Origin of the sequence: Metaclostridioides mangenotii (genome assembly GCF_018917235.1) — a bacterium.
Taxonomy (GTDB): domain Bacteria; phylum Bacillota; class Clostridia; order Peptostreptococcales; family Peptostreptococcaceae; genus Metaclostridioides.
This window is the reverse complement of record NZ_JAHLOF010000004.1, coordinates 82,849-102,209: the sequence shown is the minus strand read 5'-3', so window position 1 is coordinate 102,209 and position 19,361 is coordinate 82,849. Positions and strand designations below refer to the sequence as shown.

The 19,361-nt window shown below is 30.9% G+C and carries 18 protein-coding genes and 1 other annotated feature; of the genes, 5 read left to right on the top strand and 13 right to left on the bottom strand.

Going from position 1 to position 19,361, the window contains the following annotated elements; all coding sequences use genetic code 11:
* Window positions 1-210 precede the first annotated feature (210 nt).
* Together KQI18_RS07645 and ilvA are read right to left on the bottom strand one after the other, a co-directional pair.
* Complete coding sequence (locus KQI18_RS07645) at window positions 211-591, bottom strand: RidA family protein (RefSeq protein ID WP_216467198.1); 381 nt, start codon at window positions 589-591, stop codon at window positions 211-213.
* A 163-nt stretch (window positions 592-754) separates the two neighbouring features.
* Complete coding sequence (gene ilvA / locus KQI18_RS07640; RefSeq protein ID WP_216467197.1) at window positions 755-1,966, bottom strand: threonine ammonia-lyase; 1,212 nt, start codon at window positions 1,964-1,966, stop codon at window positions 755-757.
* A 311-nt stretch (window positions 1,967-2,277) separates the two neighbouring features.
* Here ilvA and aspD point away from each other — a divergent pair, with 311 nt between their 5' ends.
* From aspD to murJ, 3 genes are all read left to right on the top strand, one after another.
* The gene (aspD, locus tag KQI18_RS07635; protein ID WP_216467196.1) at window positions 2,278-3,909 is read left to right on the top strand and encodes an aspartate 4-decarboxylase; all 1,632 of its coding nucleotides are present in this window, start codon (window positions 2,278-2,280) and stop codon (window positions 3,907-3,909) included.
* A 134-nt stretch (window positions 3,910-4,043) separates the two neighbouring features.
* A complete protein-coding gene (locus KQI18_RS07630; RefSeq protein ID WP_216467195.1) occupies window positions 4,044-5,039 on the top strand; it encodes an asparaginase in 996 nt (331 codons plus the stop codon).
* A 221-nt stretch (window positions 5,040-5,260) separates the two neighbouring features.
* The gene (gene murJ, locus KQI18_RS07625; RefSeq protein WP_216467194.1) at window positions 5,261-6,793 is read left to right on the top strand and encodes a murein biosynthesis integral membrane protein MurJ; all 1,533 of its coding nucleotides are present in this window, start codon (window positions 5,261-5,263) and stop codon (window positions 6,791-6,793) included.
* A gap of 106 nt (window positions 6,794-6,899) precedes the next feature.
* On the opposite strand, the gene leuS is transcribed toward murJ, so the two are convergent.
* The 4 genes from leuS to nadD form a co-directional block, all read right to left on the bottom strand.
* Window positions 6,900-9,320, bottom strand: a complete 2,421-nt coding sequence (gene leuS / locus KQI18_RS07620; RefSeq protein WP_216467193.1) for a leucine--tRNA ligase — start codon at window positions 9,318-9,320, stop codon at window positions 6,900-6,902.
* Between the two features lie 156 nt (window positions 9,321-9,476).
* Window positions 9,477-9,672 (bottom strand) — a binding site (T-box leader).
* A gap of 109 nt (window positions 9,673-9,781) precedes the next feature.
* Window positions 9,782-10,129, bottom strand: coding sequence for a ribosome silencing factor (gene rsfS / locus KQI18_RS07615; RefSeq protein WP_216467325.1), 348 nt, complete (start codon window positions 10,127-10,129; stop codon window positions 9,782-9,784).
* Window positions 10,130-10,238: 109 nt separating this feature from the next.
* Window positions 10,239-10,811, bottom strand: a complete 573-nt coding sequence (yqeK, locus tag KQI18_RS07610; RefSeq protein ID WP_216467192.1) for a bis(5'-nucleosyl)-tetraphosphatase (symmetrical) YqeK — start codon at window positions 10,809-10,811, stop codon at window positions 10,239-10,241.
* Window positions 10,808-11,500 carry a nicotinate-nucleotide adenylyltransferase gene (gene nadD, locus KQI18_RS07605; protein WP_216467191.1) on the bottom strand — a complete coding sequence of 231 codons (693 nt, stop codon included), beginning with the start codon at window positions 11,498-11,500 and terminating at the stop codon, window positions 10,808-10,810. Before nadD ends, yqeK begins: the two co-directional genes overlap by 4 nt.
* 265 nt (window positions 11,501-11,765) lie before the next feature.
* On the opposite strand from nadD, the gene recX reads away from it, so the two are divergent.
* The gene (gene recX, locus KQI18_RS07600; RefSeq protein WP_216467190.1) at window positions 11,766-12,404 is read left to right on the top strand and encodes a recombination regulator RecX; all 639 of its coding nucleotides are present in this window, start codon (window positions 11,766-11,768) and stop codon (window positions 12,402-12,404) included.
* Between the two features lie 242 nt (window positions 12,405-12,646).
* Here the strand turns inward: recX and KQI18_RS07595 are convergent, their stop codons facing one another.
* Together KQI18_RS07595 and KQI18_RS07590 are read right to left on the bottom strand one after the other, a co-directional pair.
* On the bottom strand, window positions 12,647-13,777 hold the full coding sequence (locus KQI18_RS07595) for a restriction endonuclease subunit S (protein ID WP_216467189.1): 1,131 nt from the start codon (window positions 13,775-13,777) through the stop codon (window positions 12,647-12,649).
* Window positions 13,767-15,287, bottom strand: coding sequence for a type I restriction-modification system subunit M (locus tag KQI18_RS07590; RefSeq protein ID WP_216467188.1), 1,521 nt, complete (start codon window positions 15,285-15,287; stop codon window positions 13,767-13,769). Before KQI18_RS07590 ends, KQI18_RS07595 begins: the two co-directional genes overlap by 11 nt.
* 234 nt (window positions 15,288-15,521) lie before the next feature.
* On the opposite strand from KQI18_RS07590, the gene KQI18_RS07585 reads away from it, so the two are divergent.
* Window positions 15,522-16,436, top strand: a complete 915-nt coding sequence (locus tag KQI18_RS07585; RefSeq protein WP_216467187.1) for a ribonuclease Z — start codon at window positions 15,522-15,524, stop codon at window positions 16,434-16,436.
* Between the two features lie 110 nt (window positions 16,437-16,546).
* Here the strand turns inward: KQI18_RS07585 and KQI18_RS07580 are convergent, their stop codons facing one another.
* The 5 genes from KQI18_RS07580 to rplU all read right to left on the bottom strand — a co-directional run bounded on the left by KQI18_RS07580 (window position 16,547) and on the right by rplU (window position 19,341).
* The gene (locus tag KQI18_RS07580) at window positions 16,547-16,915 is read right to left on the bottom strand and encodes a YhbY family RNA-binding protein (RefSeq protein ID WP_216467186.1); all 369 of its coding nucleotides are present in this window, start codon (window positions 16,913-16,915) and stop codon (window positions 16,547-16,549) included.
* A 75-nt stretch (window positions 16,916-16,990) separates the two neighbouring features.
* Window positions 16,991-18,271 carry a GTPase ObgE gene (gene obgE, locus KQI18_RS07575; RefSeq protein ID WP_216467185.1) on the bottom strand — a complete coding sequence of 427 codons (1,281 nt, stop codon included), beginning with the start codon at window positions 18,269-18,271 and terminating at the stop codon, window positions 16,991-16,993.
* A gap of 124 nt (window positions 18,272-18,395) precedes the next feature.
* Window positions 18,396-18,686 carry a 50S ribosomal protein L27 gene (rpmA, locus tag KQI18_RS07570; protein ID WP_216467184.1) on the bottom strand — a complete coding sequence of 97 codons (291 nt, stop codon included), beginning with the start codon at window positions 18,684-18,686 and terminating at the stop codon, window positions 18,396-18,398.
* A 13-nt stretch (window positions 18,687-18,699) separates the two neighbouring features.
* Window positions 18,700-19,017, bottom strand: a complete 318-nt coding sequence (locus KQI18_RS07565; protein WP_216467183.1) for a ribosomal-processing cysteine protease Prp — start codon at window positions 19,015-19,017, stop codon at window positions 18,700-18,702.
* A 12-nt stretch (window positions 19,018-19,029) separates the two neighbouring features.
* A complete protein-coding gene (rplU, locus tag KQI18_RS07560; RefSeq protein WP_216467182.1) occupies window positions 19,030-19,341 on the bottom strand; it encodes a 50S ribosomal protein L21 in 312 nt (103 codons plus the stop codon).
* Window positions 19,342-19,361: the final 20 nt, after the last annotated feature.

The following is a 19,361-nucleotide window of genomic DNA, read 5'->3' as shown; positions in this document are numbered from 1 at the left end:
AAAAACCTTCAAAACAAATACATTGTATCTGTTTCGAAGGTCTTGCTATCAAGGTTTACTTGTAGATTGACCGAGTATCTCTACTGTCTTGACGATCAACCATCACTTTCGTGTTTGCTACTCCCCTTCGAAGTAGTTATTTATTAATTTATACTAGCATTATACACTAAAACTAATTTTTAGTATATAGTTTTTTTAATTTTAACAATCTTATAACATTGCTATAGCTTCTACTTCAACTAGTACATCTTTTGGTAATCTAGCAACTTCAACACAAGCTCTAGCTGGCTTATTGTCGCCAAAGTATTCAGCATAAACTGAATTTATATCACCAAATTGATCCATATCTTTTATAAATACTGTAGTTTTTACTACATTTGAGAAATCTGCTCCAGATTCTTTTAAAACAGCTTTAAGATTATCTAATGATTGAGCTGTTTGAGCTTTCACATCTCCCTCTACAATTTCCATAGTAGCTGGAACTAGTGGTATTTGTCCTGATACAAATAACATGTTTCCAGATTTTATAGCTTGAGAATATGGTCCTAATGCTGCAGGAGCATTGTCTGTATGTATTACATTATGCTTCATAATTAATTCCTCCTAAAATTTGATTATTTACTTTTGTATACTAGTGTATTAATCATCTTAAACACGTTACTATTATAACTCTTTTCTATTTTATGGAAAAGTTTTTTTGTCATATATTTATATATTTGTTACGAACATCTACTATAATCCACAGGTTGAATCATTATATTATTGAAAAACCGTTATCTCTTATTACTTCAGTTAATTTATTTATATGATCAAATCCATAAGTTTCTAATGTAAATTCTGCGCTTTGTTTACCTAGAGACTCTCCAGCTGATATTTTTCCTTGGTTAGCTGTTAATATGTTTCCACCATTTTCACTGATTAAAGTTGTAAGTTTAGCAAAGTTCCCTGGTTTGTCGTCCATTACTACAGTAAAAGAGAATCTTCTTCCTTCTGAAGCTAATGCAACACCTATAATTCTATAAAGTGTATTAACATCTACGTTTCCTCCAGATATTATACATACAACATTTTGATCTTTTTCAGGAACATATTTTCCGCTTAATAGAGCTGCTGTACAAACTGCACCTGCACCTTCAGAAACTATTTTTTGACTTTCCATCATAAATAGTATAGCATCTGCTATTTCTTCTTCAGTAACTACTACCACTTCATCAACTAGCTCATGTATTATTTCAAAAGTTAAATCCCCAGGAGTTTTAACTGCTATACCATCAGCTATTGTAGTATCTTTAAATGCAGTAGTTATTTTTCCATTTGCCATTGACTCTTTCATAGATGGAATGTTCTCAGTTTGAACACCTACTATTTTTATATTTGGGTTTAAAGCTTTTGCTGCAACCGCTATCCCAGATATTATGCCACCACCACCGATTGGGCAAAGTATAGTGTCAACATTATTGTTTAATTGCTCAAATACCTCTAAAGCTATCGTTCCTTGTCCAGCAATAACAAATTTGTCATTAAATGGATGTAGGAATGTAGCACCTGTTTCTTTCTGAACTTCAACAGCTTTTGCATAAGCATCATCGTAAACTGTACCATTAAGTATTACCTCTGCTCCATATCCTTTAGTAGCACTTACTTTAGCTATAGGCGCTGTAGCAGGCATAACTATTGTTGATTTTATGCCAGTCATTTTTGCACCATAAGCAACCCCTTGTGCATGGTTACCAGCACTAGAAGCAATAACGCCACATGCTTTTTCTTCTTCTGTTAAATTTGCAATTTTATTACATGCTCCTCTTAGTTTGAAAGAACCTGTTTTTTGTAAATTCTCACATTTGTAAAAAACTCTAGAACCAGTTTTTTCACTAAGCTTAACGCTTTCCAACAAGTCAGTTTTTTTAACAATATCCTTGATGGTTTCTCTTGCACTCTTAACATCTTCTAATGTAACTTTATTCATTTTTATTCACTCCTGTAGAACATATTTTATATCTTACACTTAGATTCTATATTTTTTTGTAAAAAAAATCAACATCTTGAGTTTTTAAAATTAACTTTATCGATTATTAAATAATTTTTGATTAAATATATAAATAATCTTTTTAAAGAAAAACTACTTATTAATTAAAGCAATATTTTTCAAAAAGTTTATTATTCAGCTTTACTTTTTTATATAACCATATATAATTAAAGTATAGATCTCTTTAGTATAAAATTGTATGACTTAACTTATAAAAAATTGTTTAATCTATTCTAAAAGGAGGAGTTTAAATGAAATGTTATAACTACCAAGAAATTAAAAATATGTATGGAAAATTAAGTCCATTCGAATTTAAAGATAAACTTTTAAATATAGCCAAAGTAACAGCAAAAGAAAACAGTCGTCAACTGTTAGATGCTGGGCGCGGAAATCCAAACTGGACAAATTCAACTGCCAGAGAGGCTTTTTTTACATTTGGGAACTTCTCAGTCTCAGAATCTAGACGAAACTGGGATCTCGGTAACTTATCTGGAATGCCAAAAAAAGTAGGTATTTCGAAAAGATTTTACGATTACATTAACAAAAATATAGACATGCCAGGTGCACATCTTGCTAAAGAGATCATTGAGTATGGGATTGATGAATTAGGATTTGACAAGGATGAATTTATATACGAGTTAGCCGATGGTATTATTGGTGACAACTATCCTCTACCAGATAGAATGCTTCCACATATAGAAAAAATAGTACATGATTACTTAGTAAAAGAAATGAAATACGACATTAACGGAAAATACGGTGATGTTGAGATTTTTGCAGTAGAAGGTGCTACTGCCGCAATGTGTTATATATTTGATTCATTAATGGCTAATGAACTTCTTAAAAGAGGAGATAAAATTGCTCTAATGACTCCGATATTTACACCTTATTTAGAAATACCACATCTTCCAAGATATAATTTTGAAATTGTTCATGTTAACGCTGACACAATAGATAAAGACGGAAATAATACTTGGCAATACTCTAGGGATGAGTTAAAAAAACTTGAAGATAAATCTATTAAAGCTCTTTTTGTTGTAAATCCTAACAACCCCGCTTCAGTAGCGCTAGATGAGACTTCTTATAATAATCTAATTGATGTTGTACAAAATTATAACAAAGATCTAATGATTATATCTGATGATGTTTACGGAACCTTTGTTAACAATTTTCATTCACTAATGTCTAGACTCCCATTTAATACAATTGGAGTATACTCTTACTCTAAATATTTTGGAGTAACTGGATGGAGACTTGGAACATTTGCATTACACAAATCTAATGTATTTGACAAAAAGATTAAGTCTTTATCTAATGAATTAAAAGCTACAGTAAACAAGAGATATAGTGATATGAGTATAGATCCATCAAATCTTACATTTATGGAGAGAGTTGTCGCTGATAGTAGAATGGTTGCTCTTAACCATACCGCTGGTCTATCTACTCCACAACAAGTACAGATGGCATTCTTCTCTGCATTTGCGCTTATTGATAAAGTAGATGCATACAAAAAACTTAGCATGAGCATTTGTCATAGACGTATAAAACTTCTCTACAATGCACTTGGTTTACCGTTGAAACTTGCTCAAAATAATGCATCTTACTATACAGTACTTAATATCGAAAAATGGGCTAAAACATATCATGGAGAGGAATTTTTTGAATTTATCAATAAAAAGTATTCATTGGTTGATGTACTGTACAAACTTGCAAATGATTACTCTACTGTGCTACTAAGTGGCGATGGGTTTGCAGGACCAAAATGGTCATTACGTGTATCGCTTGCAAATTTAAATGATGATGCGTATACAGATATAGGTAATGCAATTAAAAATATTTTTACAGAATATGAAAATGAATGGTATAAAACTAAAAAAATATAATTTAAATTCAAAAAAACATTTATGTAAAAGTCATAATTTATAAGTTTCGAAATGATATTGTAATAGACCAAGATATGTTTTTCTGATATAATTTCATTCGGATAATATATTATTTGAAAAAGAGGGAAGATACTATGAGTTTAAAGAAAAAAGTCGCAATTGTTTTTACAGGTGGTACCATTTCAATGACAGTAGATGATACTGTAGGAGCTGCTATACCGACTCTATCTGGAGAGCAAATACTTTCAATGGTAACCAATATTGATAAAGTGGCTGATATTGAAGTACTAAATTTTGCTGAAATACCAGGACCGCATATTACACCTGAAATAATGATGGAACTTAGAGACTATATAAATGAATTACTAGCTAGAGAAGATATTACTGGAGTTGTAGTGACACATGGAACGGACAGCTTAGAAGAAACTGCGTATTTTCTAGACCTAACAATAGATAGTATAAAACCAGTAATTGTTACTGGAGCAATGAGAAGTAGCTCTGAGCTGGGTTATGATGGATCAAGCAACCTATCTGCATCTGTTTGTACAGCAATATCAAAAGATGCTTTGGGCAAAGGTGTTTTGGTAGTTCTAAACAATGAGGTACTACTTGCATCGGAAGCAACTAAGACAAACACTCTTTCTTTGAATACTTTTCAATCACTTACAAGTGGTCCGCTTGGTGTTATTGACTGCAACGAACTTGTATTAAATAGAGATATAGTCAATAGATCTATAATTAAAACCGATAAAATCGAGCCAAAGGTTGCTATTTTTAAAGCTTGTACTGGTGAAGATGATCTCTTTATAAGATATGCAGTCGATCAAGGTTATAAAGGTATTATAGTCGAGTGTATGGGAAGAGGAAACATTCCTCCTAGTATGTTCTCTGGTATAAAATACGCAAGAGAAAAGGACATCGCTGTAGTAGTCGTATCAAGATGCCACTCTGGTAGAGTATTAGATAGTTATGGTTATTATGGCTCTGGAAGAGACCTTAGAAATCTCGGATGTATTTTTGGTGGGGACCTTCCAGGTCAAAAGGCAAGAATCAAATTAATTCTTGCTCTTGGCAAAACTGATGATTTAGGTGAAATAAAAGATATTTTTGAAAAAGGTATATACTGTTAGACTTTTCTATAATAGATCAATTCAATAATTATAAAAGTAAAAGGATTTAGGATTCAGTTAATAGTATTAACGAATCCTAAATCTTTTTTTAGATAACTTTTTATAGCTCTCAATTAATTCAGATTTAAAACTTGATAAATTGTATACTTTTACATATAATCTATATAATATTTTAAGTTAATCAGAATGTAGTTTGTTACGAAAAGAAAAGAGGTAAACTTATGTCCAAAACGGTTAAATCAGCAATTATTTTATTTGTTGCAACAATGATTGCAAAAGGACTCGGATTTTTCAGAGATGTTGTTATCGCGTATATATATGGTGCTGGAGTTGTTTCAGATGCATATTTAATGGCTTTAAATATTATTTCAGTGGCATTTATTGGCCTATTCTGTGTAGCTATTCAAAGCACTTTTATGCCTATATATACCGACGCTGAAAATAAAGGTGGACATTCTAAAGCTTTAGAGTTTACAGGCAATATAATTAATATTATTATGATAATCTCGATATTAATAGTTGTTTTAGGATGGATTTTTACAGAGCCATTAGTAAAATTATTTGCTATGGGATTTAAGGGAGAAGTTTTAGAACTTACCGTACAATTAACCAGAATTGTTTTATTTTCAGTCGGTTTGGTTTCAGTAACTTATATCCTAAAAGCATATTTAGAAATATACGATTACTTTTTGATAACAGGGCTTATGTCCTTACCCTATAATCTATCTATAATTATATCTATATTACTCAGCAAAAAATTTGGAATTAGTATGTTAGGATATGGTACTGTTTTTGCATTTTTAGCTCAAATGGTTTTTCTTATTCCATTTTGTTATAAAAAGGGCTTTAAATACAAACCAAAATTTAGTTTGGAAGATGAAAATGTTAAACACATGGCATTGGCAATTGTTCCAATCTTAATAGGAGCTTCTGCAAACCAAATAAACAACCTTGTAGATAAAAACTTAGCCTCTACATTAGCTGAAGGATCGTTATCAGCGTTAAATTACGGATACAAACTAAACATCTTCGTAACGGGGCTATTTGTTGCTTCAATAACTTCAGTTCTCTATCCTTTATTTTCGAAATTAGGAGCTAGTAAAAATATAAAAAAATTAAAAGATACTCTTTCCATATCAATAAATGCAGTTACTTTAATAACCATGCCTATATCTATTGGAGCATTTGTGTTATCGGAACCAATAATAAGAACTTTATTTGAAAGAGGACAATTTGATAGTAGCGCTACTTTAGTGACATCAAGAGTATTATCTTTTTATGCAATAGGTATGTTAGCAAGTGGAATTATCGATGTAGTTATAAGAGTATTTTACTCTTTGCAAGATACTAAAACTCCTATGAAAAACAGTTTACTATGTGTTTTTTTAAATATAATTTTTAATTTAATTCTAGTTCGCTTTTTAAAAGCACCAGGACTTGCATTGGGATCTAGTCTATCTGCCATTTTTGCCGTTACATTCTTGATGTACAATTTAAGAAAAAAAATAGGAAGACTACATGCTAAAAATATGATAATAACTTTTTTCAAGACTTTATTTGCATCAGGGATTATGGCAACTGTCGTGTTGTTTACATTTGATAAAATATCCCAAACAAATGAAATTATTGCACTTTTAATTTCGACTTCTATTGGCGCAATAGTATACGTAATAATTATTATTCAATTGAAAATAGATGCAACTGACTACATTTTAGATGTTGTAAAGTCAAGATTTTATAAAAAAGAAAGATAGCATTATTTAAGTTTATATAATATAAAAACGAGCTAACATAATTGTCAGCTCGTTTTTATATTGTTGTTAATATTTAAAATCAAATTTTTGATCAATTTAAAAAATCTTATTTTACAACTATATTTACTAATTTATTAGGTACACCAACAATTTTTACTACAGTCTTTCCTTCAACAAAATCCTTTATTTTAGTATTTTCTATGGCTAACTTTTCCATATCTTCCTTACTTGTATTTGCTGGTATATTCATTTTATCTCTTACTTTACCATTCACTTGAACAACTACTTCTACTTCATCTTGAACAAGTGCAGAGTCATCGTATTTTGGCCAAGATATACTAAATACGCTTCCATCTTTACCAATCATAGACCAAAGTTCATCACCTAAATGTGGAGCAAATGGTGCTAGTATAACTATTACTGTTTCAACACATTCTTTAAGTACTGCATTATTTCTAGTTTCTAATTCTTTATATTTGTAAGCTTCATTTATTAACTCCATTAGTGCTGATATAGCTGTATTAAACCCAAATTTTTCACTTAAATCTTCTGTCACTTTTTTAAGAGTTGAGTTAATTGTATATCTCATATGCTTATCTTCTTTAGTTAACGCGCCAAATATAGATTCTTCTTTGACAACGTCTTTTAGCTCATCAACTAATCTGTATACTCTATTTAGGAATCTAAAACATCCATCAACACCTTGCTCTGACCACTCAAGATCTCTTTCTGGTGGTGCGGCAAATAGTACAAATAGTCTAGCAGTATCTGCTCCGTATTCTTCTATTATTTCTACTGGCGATACTGTATTTCCTTTTGATTTACTCATCTTGGCTCCGTCTTTTAAAACCATTCCTTGTGTAAGTAAATTTTTAAATGGTTCTCTAAAGTTTACCATTCCCATTTTATAAAATGCTTTTACAAACCATCTTGCATAAAGTAAGTGAAGAATAGCATGCTCTACTCCACCGATATATTGGTCTACTGGAAGCCATCTGTTTGCTAATTCGCTATCAAATGCTTCTTCTTTATTTTTGTTATCTACATATCTTAAGAAGTACCAAGAAGAGTCTACAAATGTATCCATAGTGTCAACTTCTCTTGTAGCTGGTTTTCCGCATTTTGGACAAGTTGCAATCATAAAATCTTTTGAAGTTGTAAGTGGTGATTCCCCTTTTCCTGTAAACTCAACATCTGTTGGAAGTAGTACTGGAAGGTTTTCTTTCTTTTCTGGGACTATTCCACAATTGTCACAGTAAACAACTGGTATAGGGCATCCCCAATATCTCTGTCTAGAAAGTAACCAATCTCTAAGTCTATAATTTACAGTTCTCTTTCCTAATTTAGAGGATTCTATTTTATCTAATATTTTTGAGAATGCATCTTTACTATCCATTCCATTAAACTCTTCAGAGTTTATCATCTTACCATCTTCATCTATTACATCTATTATATCTATATTGTATTTTTGAGCAAACTCTTTATCTCTATCATCATGAGCTGGAACTGACATAACAACACCTGTACCATAGTCAGGCATAACATAATTTGCTATCCATATAGGAACTTCTTTTCCGTTTATTGGGTTTACAGCATATTTACCTATAAACATACCTTGTTTATCTGCATCAGCCGCAGTTCTCTCTATCTCACTAAATTTGTACATCTCCGTTACAAAATTTTCTACGTTCTTTTCATACTCTGTACCAGCGACTAACTCTTTAACTAGATCCAACTCTGGAGCTAACACCATGCATGTAACTCCATATATTGTATCTGGTCTAGTTGTAAATACTGTCATAGTTTTGTCTGTATCTGCGATCTTAAAATCTATGTCAGCCCCTTCACTCTTACCTATCCAGTTTTTTTGCATTAATTTTACTTTTTCAGGCCATCCATCAAGTGTATCTAAATCGTCTAATAACTCTTCAGCAAAATCAGTGATTTTGAAATACCATTGATTAAGATCTTTCTTTATAACAGAAGATCCGCATCTCTCACATCCACCTTGAACAACTTGCTCATTTGCTAAAACAGTTTCACAAGATGTACACCAGTTAACAAAAGATTTTTTCTTATAGGCTAGACCATTTTCTAAAAATTTCAGGAATATTTCTTGAGTAAATTTATAGTACTCAGGAGTTGATGTAGCTATCTCTTTATCCCAGTCGTAACTTCCACCCAATAAATTAAGCTTATCCTTCATTTCCTCTATATTTTTCATTGTCCATATATGTGGGTGAATTCCATTTTTTATAGCAGCATTTTCAGCTGGAAGACCGAATGAGTCCCATCCCATTGGATGAAGTACATTGTATCCTTCCATCTTCTTAAATCTAGCTACTACGTCACCTATAGAGTAGTTTCTAACATGACCCATATGAATTTGTCCTGATGGGTATGGGAACATCTCCAAAGTATAGTAGTTTGGTTTGCCAGTTTCTCTTGTGTCCACTTTATACTGACCAGTTTCTTCCCATATTTTTTTCCACTTGTTTTCTATTTCTTTAAAATTATAAACGCTCATATAATACCTCCTAGGTTAAATTTTATATATTGAAGACTTATTATTGCTTTAGTTATTATAAAGTAAATACATACTTTTTAAGGTTTAACTTCCATATTTATTGATGATTTTTTTATATTTTTGGAAATAAAAAAATCCCCGTCTCTAAACTTTACGTTTAGGGACGAGGATATCATCGCGGTACCACCCTAATTAGTTCAATATTTAAACTGAACTCTCTCATAAGCTTTTAAACCTGCTAAGGTCAATAGATTGTGTCTAGCAAGTTCAGATATATATTATATTAGTTCACACCAACCACTAACTCTCTAAAAAAATATAATGTCCTACTACTCTAGTCTATTGTATTTAATTCTAATTTTATAATATTCAAATTATACAAAATATATCAACAATTTTGTTAAGTATTTAAGATAATATCATAAATATTTTATATTGTCAATATTTTTTAAAAATATTTATTATATACTATCTACATCCACATATGGAGCATCTTTCCACAACTTTTCTAAGTTATAAAAAGTTCTGTTATCTTCATCAAAAACATGCACCATAATATCGACATAATCTAATAGTATCCAGTTTTTACTATCGTATCCCTCTTTTCCTCTTGGCTCCATACCATTTTTTGTCATCTCTTCTTCTACTGAATCTGCAATAGCTTTAACTTGTCTCTGTGAAGAAGCTGTTGTAATAATAAAATAATCACATAGACTCGAAACTGCTCCAACATTTATTACAACTGTATCTTTACCAAGTTTATCTTCAATAGCGTCATATATAACTTTAGTCATTTGGTCTACTGTCATTTGTTCAAATGCCATATAATAATCCTCTCTTTCGTAATTCAAATCTCTTCTCTTGTAAACAATCTATTAGTTATTATACCATAAAACTTAAATTATAATAACATTTCAGTTATAATATCATTTCCTTAATCATGTAATTTCTTGCACTCACTGTACGGGGGTGTATTAAATTATTATTTTTTATTACAAAATTTAAAGTGTTATTAAATGAAATTAGTAAAGCTTCATCTAATTTTCCTTTAAATGCCAATTCTCGTAACGTTTGTACATGAGGTAGCGTCCTCCCATCTTCTATTAGATCAGCTATGTATATAATTTTCTCTATAAGTGCCATATTTTCTCTTCCAGTAGTATGATATCTTACGGCATTTATAATATCCTTATCGTCTATGTTGAATTCATATTCTGCTATATATGATCCTATTACGCTATGAGATAAAGCTAAGTTGTTTTCTTCTATCGGATCCAAATATATTTCATACTTATCTACATAATCCTTAACTTGATCGTCTTTTAGGCATTTAGCAGCATCGTGTACTATGCCAGCTATATACGCTTTTTCTTCATCGCAATTGTAAATTTTTGATAGTTTAACGGCGCAATCGGCAACTCTGTAAGAATGATTAATTCTACCTTTAGGTAATAATTTACAAAGTTTTTGATTAATCTCCTCTATGTTCATCTACTCATCTCCATACTGTATATTTTTTTATCATATAAATACTTTTCTACGCTATCCGGCATTAAGTACCTAACAGATTTACCATCTTCGAGTTGATCTCTAATATAGGTTGAAGATATGTCCAGAGAAGGGACATATACGCTAATAATATCAGCATCGTATTTTTTGATTAGCTTTTCAATTGTTTCTTGTGCTCTAAGAAGGCTTATACCTGGCCTTGTAGCTGCTATAAATGTAGCGAGTTCAAAGTTTCGCTTTACATCTTTCCACTCTTCAATACTACATATGGCATCTGCCCCAGTTATAAAATATAACTCTGCTTCTTTATAGCACTGTCTTAACATTTCTAATGTATCAACGGTATAGGACCTCTGTTCTTTTTTGATTTCTATATCTGAAACAAAAAAATCTTTGTTGCTTTCAGTCGCTAGAAGTACCATATTATATCTATCTATTTTATCAGTTACAATACTAGTTTTATGTGGAGGGTTTCCAGATGGAATAAATATTATCTTATCCAATTTATATTTATCCCTAATGAATTCTGCAGTTGCCAAATGAGCGTAGTGAATTGGATCAAAAGTTCCTCCTAGAATACCTAGTCGTATTTTTTTTGAACTGTTTTTAAATCTCTCTAGTTTTTCAGCATTTTTTTTCTCAGCGGTCTTAACTAGATTATCTATTTTCATATTAAGTCTCCTTTTAGTGTTATACTATATATTGTATCATTTTTTCAGATTTCTTAAAGTATATAAATGTTTTTTAACGATTTAATTTTGTATATTTAGTAAAACTATTTTATCAACTTATATATAGTTTATCTAAAATTTAGATTTATATTGGGAACAAATTATTTTTTTAATATATTTTTAGTTGTAGTATAATAGTTATGTATATTTAACAATACAAACTTCGTGAAATAAATATAAATTTCTATTAGAAGGGGAAAAATTTATGGCGATAATTACAAAATTAGAGATTCAAAAGAAAAATGAAGATAGAGTAAATATATATGTGGATGAAAAATATTTTGTTGCAGTATTTAAAGAATTAATCTACTCTTTTAATTTAAAAAAAGGAGATACTATAGACGAAGAAAGCTTAAAAGAAATGTTGGATAAGGAAATGTTTATTAAGGCAAAAAATAAAGCGCTAAATGTTCTTACTCGGGCTGACAAATCAGAAAAAAATATGAGAGACAAGCTTTCAGAAGACTATGATGAACATATTGTAGACCAAGTTATACAATTTTTGGAAGGATACAGATTAATAGATGATAATTCGCTAGCTCATAAGTTAACAAATAAAAATGTGCATTTAAATAAATGGGGAAAAAATAAAATTAAGCAAAATCTTTATACAAAAGGTATAAAAAGAGAAGATATAAATGATGCTATTTCCGAAATAGATGAGGATGTAGAGTTTGAAAATGCAATGTATCTTGCTAAGAAAAAATATGAACAAGTAAAGAAATTAGATAAAATGAAAGCTTATCAAAAACTATACCAACACCTTACTTATAAGGGTTTTGACTACAACACAGTAAAAAGGGTAATAAGTAAACTTTTAAACTACGATGAATATGATATGTAGATATATGTGGTATAATAATTGATAATAATCAACTTAATCGGAGGTTTGTTATGACTAAGATTCTTATTGGAGCCCTGAGCTTTATGTTAGGTTTATATAATGTTTATAGATTATACAAAGAAGAGAGTATGAAGTAATATTATTAAAATACATAGGCCAATTGATTATAGATATTGTAAATATTTAAAACTATTTACATATATCTATAATCAATTGGCCTTTTTTTCAATCAATAATAAAGTCTAGTAACTAAGTGCTTTTTCCTCTTCTTCAAATGGTAGTTCTATTTCTCCGGAAATAAGTTTTGGCATTATAGCTTTCTTAATATAATTAAGAGTTAAATTTTCTTTTTTATATGTATCAATATCTCTTGATAAAAGAGATACTCTTTCCTCATATTTTTTAAGTATTTCAATAGGCGGTAACAACATTGGATATTTTTTTAAATCACTTTGGCTAATTAACGGCTGTGTAGATCCTCTATTAAGAGAATAATAGTCTATGTATTTCATGATCTGATAAATATATTCTTCGTACTCACTTTTAATATAGAAAGCATTATCTGATACCCATACTGGCTGATCAAATCTACTTAAACATCCATGAGTCCCAACTCTTCCAGTAGTTATCAGCGAGCCCTCTATAAGTGGCTCATTTGTGTACCCTATAATTTTACTTGCTCCTACAACTGGAATGCAGTATTCACTATTGTACTTTTCTCTTGTATTTTCAGGTCTTTTTCCTGACTTTATTTTTATTATTTTAGATAACTTTGAAACTTCCCAGCCAACTGGTATTTCGCCTAACTCACTTCCTACAAATTCTCCACCGTTAGATCTATATGTTTTATTATCTTTAATTGGGAATTCAAAGTCTTTAAACCATCTTCTAAATATCGCTGAGATTATTTCTTCAATCGTGTCCACTATATTATTGTTAATCTTAATTTTTCTATCAAATAGTGTTAAAGTATTTCCTATAGCTATCTGTGTTTTTTTATCTGGTATACTCACATTTAGTCTGTATAAGTTTTCTCTGCTAATACCTGGTACTGCGCTGTGAGTATTTAATTTATCTAGATTTTGTGTCTGCAATAAATAATATATAAATTTTAAATCATATGAACTGTCCTCTTGGATATAGTACGTTGTATCAATAGGGAAAAAATCTTCTTCTTCATAAAATACCTTACCTACATTACCCTTTCTCCCCATTATTATTGCTGGCCCCTTTACTAAGGCCGTATCGTGATAACCTATTACTCCGCCTGAACCATAGACTTTTACTTTTCCTTCTTTCCTTTTTAACTTTGGGAGTGATTTACCATAACGAACGACAAATAAATCTTCTATTCTAACTTCCCTATAACTCATATCCAATTCCTCCAAGTACTCTCTTAATATCTTCTTCAAGCTTACGAGACTCCTTAAATTGTTCTTTTAGAGTTTTAGTTAATCTTTTCATTTTATCATCATATAGCTCTGTATCTTCTTCTTCAATCTCTATACCTACATATCTACTAGGAGTTAATACAAAATCATTTTTTATTACACTCTCTATTTTTTCAACTTTACAATATCCTGGTATATCTTTATATTCTTGATCGTTACTCCCCTTCCAAGAATGGTATATTCTTGAGATTTCACGAATTTCATCATCTGTAAATTCTTTATGAATCCGATCAGCCATAAAACCTTTTTGGCCTACATCGATAAATAATATTTCACCTTCTCGGGATTTCTTCTTTTCTTTTTTATCTTTAGTCAAAAACCATAAACACGCTGGTATTTGAGTTGAGTAAAACATCTGTGCCGGAAGTAAAACAATACAATCAACTAAGTCATTTTCTATTAGTTTTTTTCTTATCTCATATTCGCTTAGAATATTTTTTGTTGACAAGCTACCATTAGCCATTACAAATCCGGCTTTTCCCTTATCTGAAAGCTTGGATACGATGTGCTGAATCCAAGCATAGTTTGCATTACCTTGAGGCGGAATACCATACACCCATCTTTCATCGTCTTCTAGCTTTTCTCCACCCCAATCACTTATATTGAATGGTGGGTTTGCCAGTACAAAATCTGCTTTTAGGTTTGGATGTAAGTCATTGTGAAAAGTATCCGCATTACTCTTTCCAATATCTCCATCAATTCCTCTAAGAGCTAAGTTCATCTTGCACATTCTCCAAGTTGTTGGATTAGACTCCTGCCCATATATGTGTATATCTCCAGGTTTCCCTTTATGATCTTCAATAAATCTCTCAGACTGAACAAACAATCCCCCAGATCCACAACACGGATCATAAACGTTACCCTTACATGGTTTTAACATTTCTACAAGTAATTTAACAACAGATCTCGGTGTATAAAATTCTCCACCTGCTTTGCCTTCTGCACTTGCAAATTTACTTAAGAAATACTCATAAATTCTTCCAAGTATATCTTTAGATTGGCTATCTGTGTTACTTACTTTAAATTTCAATAGATCTATTACATCTCTTAATTTAGACGCATTTAACTGAGGTCTAGCAAAGTCTTTAGGCAATACATCTTTAAGAGATGGATTCTCTTTTTCAATCATTACCATTGCATCATTAATTATATTACCCAAATCTTTGCTATCAGCTTTTTCAGTTATATAGTCCCAACGAGCCTTTTGTGGCACCCAGAAAATATTCTTAGATATATATTCAATCTTATCTTCTTCATTAGATTTATTATCTTTTTTTAATTCTTCGTATCTTGCTTCAAAAGTCTCTGATATATATTTTAAAAAGATTAAGCCTAAAACAATATTTTTATACTCTGATGGATCCATACTACCCCTCAATCTATCTGCCAATAACCACATACTTTCTTCTACTTTTAATTCTGATACTGACATAATAATTAAATCCTCCATTTTTACCCTTTAGTTAACTCCATTTTACCAGTTTTAAGTACTTTTTTATACAATTTAGTGAAAAATATTGGTAATAATTGGAAATAATTATTATAAATAAAATCTTTAAATGGATATTTAATTAAATTTGAGGAAAAATAATATTTAAAATATAAATAATGGTAAAATAATTATATACAGTTCGATAAGACTATTCGAAAGGAGCCTTTAAATAACATGATAGACTTAACTTTGCTCGGATGTGGTGGAAATGTACCTGTACCTAATAGATACTTATCATCTTTATTTGTAAACTACAATGGGCGAAAAATATTAATAGATTGTGGAGAGGGAACCCAAGTATCATTGAAAATAAATAAATGTGGATTCAAAGATATAGATTTAGTATGCATTACACATTTACATGGAGATCATATTTTTGGTTTACTTGGTATTTTATCGACAATTGGAAATAGCGGTAAAACTGATGATTTAACGATACTTGGTCCTTCAGGAATAATAGATGCTATAAAATCAATAAAATCCTTAATTGGTCCCCTTCCATACAATCTAGAGGTTGTTGAAAATCCTGGTGTAAATTTTAATCTTTCCAATCCTCATTTTAAAAACCTTGAAATATCAACTATAGAATTAGAACATTCTATCGAATGCCTCGGATATAGTTTTAAATTCAAGCGAATTAGAAAATTTGATATGGACAAAGCTTTTTATAACGATGTCCCAAGATTTTTATGGAAAAAACTCCAAAATGGAGAAACCTTGACAATAAATAATAAAATCTATACTCCAGAGATGGTTTTAGGAAGTGAGAGAAAGGGTATTAAATTGAGTTTTATTACTGATACTAGGCCATTAATTGATATTCCAGAATTTATCGAAGGTAGCGACCTTTTAGTATGTGAGGCAATGTATGGAGATGATTTAGATATTGATAAAGCTGTTAAAAATAAACACATGACCTTTAGAGAGAGCGCAAATCTAGCTAGACTCGGAAATGTGTCTCAGCTATTATTGACTCACTTCAGTCCATCTGTAATGAAACCTGAAATCTTTTTAGATAATGCCAAAGAAGTCTTCGAAAACACTATTATTGGAATAGATGGACTTAAGTTAAGCTTAAAATATAAGTAATGATACCTAAATATAAACAAAGGTAAATATTTAAGTTTTCTTTTTTAATTTAACTATAAAAAACACCCAAGTATTACTTGGGTGTTTTTAAATCTCAATAAAATGATATACTATCTAAAATTGCTCTTCGTAAGATTTCCTTTTTTTGTAACTTTGTTATCTCTAACCTTAGCTTTAGCCTGGCTGTATCCAGGGAACTCTATCTTAGGACTTTCAATATTTTTTTTGTATACTGTAAATTTAAAACCGATAGCTTGTACAAACTCCGCTCTTAATGCCTCACAAACTTGATTTGCAGTTTCTTTAGTATCCAGACCAGCATTTTCTAATATTGTTACTTTTACTAATTCTCTCGATCTTAGCATATTATCTAACTGCTCTAAAAAGGCCTCTGTAACTCCCTCTTTACCAATTTGTGTCGTAGGTTTAAGATTGTTGGCTAGAGATTTTAAATATGATCTTTGCTTTCCTTTTAACATTACTTCACCACTTTTCCTTTTGTATATTTTGATTATCTTAAAATCTATTTCTATTATAATATAGTTAATTTTATTTTAGTTGTAGAATTCAAATTCTAATTCATAAATTCTAACGACATCACCGTCTTCTATTCCCATCTCTCTAAGTCTATCAAATACGCCTCTACTCTCCATAGCTTTTTGGAAGAATTGAAGAGATTCCATATCATCAAAGTTAATAGAATACATGATTCTTCTAAGAGCCTTACCTGTTACTTCATATACTCCATCATCATCTATTACTATTTCTAGCTCTTCATCATTGATTATCTCAGCTTCTGGTTTATACATATCATTTTCTGAGATCAGTTCAACTTCTTCTACTTCTTTTAGTAGATTAGATACATAATTTATTACATCGTCAACACCTTCTCTTGTTGCTGCAGACATTTTAAATACTTTGTATCCACGTTCTTCTATATTATTTTTAAATTCTTCGAATACTGTCTCATCTTCTAGTATATCTATTTTATTAGCAACGACTATTTGAGGTCTTTTTGCAAGTTTTTCATTATATAACTTAAGTTCTTCGTTTATCTTGTCAAAATCTTCAATTGGGTCTCTACCTTCTATCCCAGATATATCAACGATATGAATAAGCACTTTTGTTCTTTCAACATGCCTTAAAAACTCATGACCTAGCCCTATACCTTCAGATGCACCTTCAATTATCCCAGGAATATCTGCAAGAACAAAACTATCAGAATATTTAGTTTGTACAACTCCTAAATTTGGCGTAATAGTTGTAAAGTGATAGTTTGCAATCTTTGGTTTCGCTTTTGTAACAAGAGATAAGAAAGTAGATTTTCCAACATTTGGGAAACCTAAAAGACCGACATCTGCCAGCATTTTTAGTTCTAGTACGACCCATCTCTCTTCTCCATCTGTACCAGGTTTTGCAAAGTTAGGAGCTTGTCTTGTAGCAGTAGCAAAGTTTTGATTACCCTTTCCTCCATAACCACCTCTCGCAACTACTAGTCTATCATTTTCGTCTTTTAGGTCTGCTAAAACTAATCCAGTTGCTTCATCTCTAATTATAGTACCTGCAGGTACTTTTAGAATAATATCTTCTCCATTTTTTCCTGCTCTATTTTTCTTTGTTCCATTTCCACCCGCCGGAGCTAAGTATTTTCTTTGATATTTAAAGTCTAAGAGAGTTCTTATCCCTAAGTCAACTTCAAATACTATACTTCCACCACGTCCGCCGTCTCCTCCGTCAGGACCCCCTGCTGGAACGTACTTTTCTCTCCTAAAAGATACTCCTCCGTTTCCACCATTTCCGGCCTTGACGAATATTTTCGCCTTATCTATAAACACAATATCACCTACTTGATTAATCTTTTTACTATTTTACCCCGAATTAATTAATAAATTCCAGATAAAGTCCGATCATATTTTTACTAAAATAAAAAGGAGTGTATCCACACTCCTTCCATGTATATTACTCAGCAATTGCTACTGGATATATACTAACTTTTTTTCTCTTCTTATCTTTTCTTTCAAACTTAACAGTACCGTCAACTAATGCGAATAAAGTATCATCGCTACCTTTTCCTACATTAGTTCCTGGATGTATTTTAGTTCCTCTTTGTCTAACTATTATACTTCCAGCTGTTACTAGTTGTCCATCGAATCTCTTAACACCTAATCTCTTTGATATAGAATCTCTACCGTTTTTAGAAGAACCTACTCCTTTTTTAGATGCTAGTAATTGTAAATTCATTTTTAACATATGGAGTCACCCCCTACTTTTTCAAAATTTTTATATACTTCGGATATTCTCGTTTTATCTCTTCAACTGCAAGTTGAAAATGTTCTAGCAACAATTTCGATTTTTCTATATAGGGCGTATCTACTATACACTCTATATGACCTTCGTCAGCAACTATCTTTTCAAATTCAACTTTTTGTAGTTTGTCTAGTGAATTTATGACAGCAATTGCATTGGATGTAACTGCCGAACAAACTATATCTTGTCCTGCATCTGCAAATCCAGCATGTCCACTTAAACAAAACCCTATTATTTGGAAATCATCATTATAATAATATTTTACTTTTATCATAATAAATACTCACTAAGCGTTTATTTTTTCAACAACTAACTTAGTATATGCTTGACGATGTCCTTGCTTTCTTCTATAGTCTTTTTTAGCTTTATACTTATAAACTATAACTTTTTTAGCTTTTCCTTGCTCAACTACTTTAGCTTGTACAGAAGCACCTTCAACTGCAGGAGCACCTAATTTAAGTTCTCCATCTTTTGAGCATGCTAATACTTCATCTAAAGTAACAGTATCACCTGTGTTAGCTTCTAACTTCTCAACAAATAATACATCACCTTCAGAAACTTTATACTGTTTTCCACCAGTCTTAACTATAGCGTACATATATACACCTCCTCGGTCAC

What these genes read in the sequence shown, in the direction of transcription:
- murJ (WP_216467194.1), top strand. Translation starts at nt 5,261, where the DNA reads ATGTCCAAAACGGTTAAATCAGCAATTATTTTATTTGTTGCAACAATG.
- KQI18_RS07580 (WP_216467186.1), bottom strand. Translation starts at nt 16,915, where the DNA reads ATGTTAAAAGGAAAGCAAAGATCATATTTAAAATCTCTAGCCAACAAT.
- rsfS (WP_216467325.1), bottom strand. Translation starts at nt 10,129, where the DNA reads ATGACAGTAGACCAAATGACTAAAGTTATATATGACGCTATTGAAGAT.
- ilvA (WP_216467197.1), bottom strand. Translation starts at nt 1,966, where the DNA reads ATGAATAAAGTTACATTAGAAGATGTTAAGAGTGCAAGAGAAACCATC.
- aspD (WP_216467196.1), top strand. Translation starts at nt 2,278, where the DNA reads ATGAAATGTTATAACTACCAAGAAATTAAAAATATGTATGGAAAATTA.
- recX (WP_216467190.1), top strand. Translation starts at nt 11,766, where the DNA reads ATGGCGATAATTACAAAATTAGAGATTCAAAAGAAAAATGAAGATAGA.
- KQI18_RS07565 (WP_216467183.1), bottom strand. Translation starts at nt 19,017, where the DNA reads ATGATAAAAGTAAAATATTATTATAATGATGATTTCCAAATAATAGGG.
- leuS (WP_216467193.1), bottom strand. Translation starts at nt 9,320, where the DNA reads ATGAGCGTTTATAATTTTAAAGAAATAGAAAACAAGTGGAAAAAAATA.
- KQI18_RS07585 (WP_216467187.1), top strand. Translation starts at nt 15,522, where the DNA reads ATGATAGACTTAACTTTGCTCGGATGTGGTGGAAATGTACCTGTACCT.
- KQI18_RS07630 (WP_216467195.1), top strand. Translation starts at nt 4,044, where the DNA reads ATGAGTTTAAAGAAAAAAGTCGCAATTGTTTTTACAGGTGGTACCATT.
- rpmA (WP_216467184.1), bottom strand. Translation starts at nt 18,686, where the DNA reads ATGTTAAAAATGAATTTACAATTACTAGCATCTAAAAAAGGAGTAGGT.
- rplU (WP_216467182.1), bottom strand. Translation starts at nt 19,341, where the DNA reads ATGTACGCTATAGTTAAGACTGGTGGAAAACAGTATAAAGTTTCTGAA.
- KQI18_RS07590 (WP_216467188.1), bottom strand. Translation starts at nt 15,287, where the DNA reads ATGTCAGTATCAGAATTAAAAGTAGAAGAAAGTATGTGGTTATTGGCA.
- KQI18_RS07645 (WP_216467198.1), bottom strand. Translation starts at nt 591, where the DNA reads ATGAAGCATAATGTAATACATACAGACAATGCTCCTGCAGCATTAGGA.
- nadD (WP_216467191.1), bottom strand. Translation starts at nt 11,500, where the DNA reads ATGAAAATAGATAATCTAGTTAAGACCGCTGAGAAAAAAAATGCTGAA.
- yqeK (WP_216467192.1), bottom strand. Translation starts at nt 10,811, where the DNA reads ATGAACATAGAGGAGATTAATCAAAAACTTTGTAAATTATTACCTAAA.
- KQI18_RS07595 (WP_216467189.1), bottom strand. Translation starts at nt 13,777, where the DNA reads ATGAGTTATAGGGAAGTTAGAATAGAAGATTTATTTGTCGTTCGTTAT.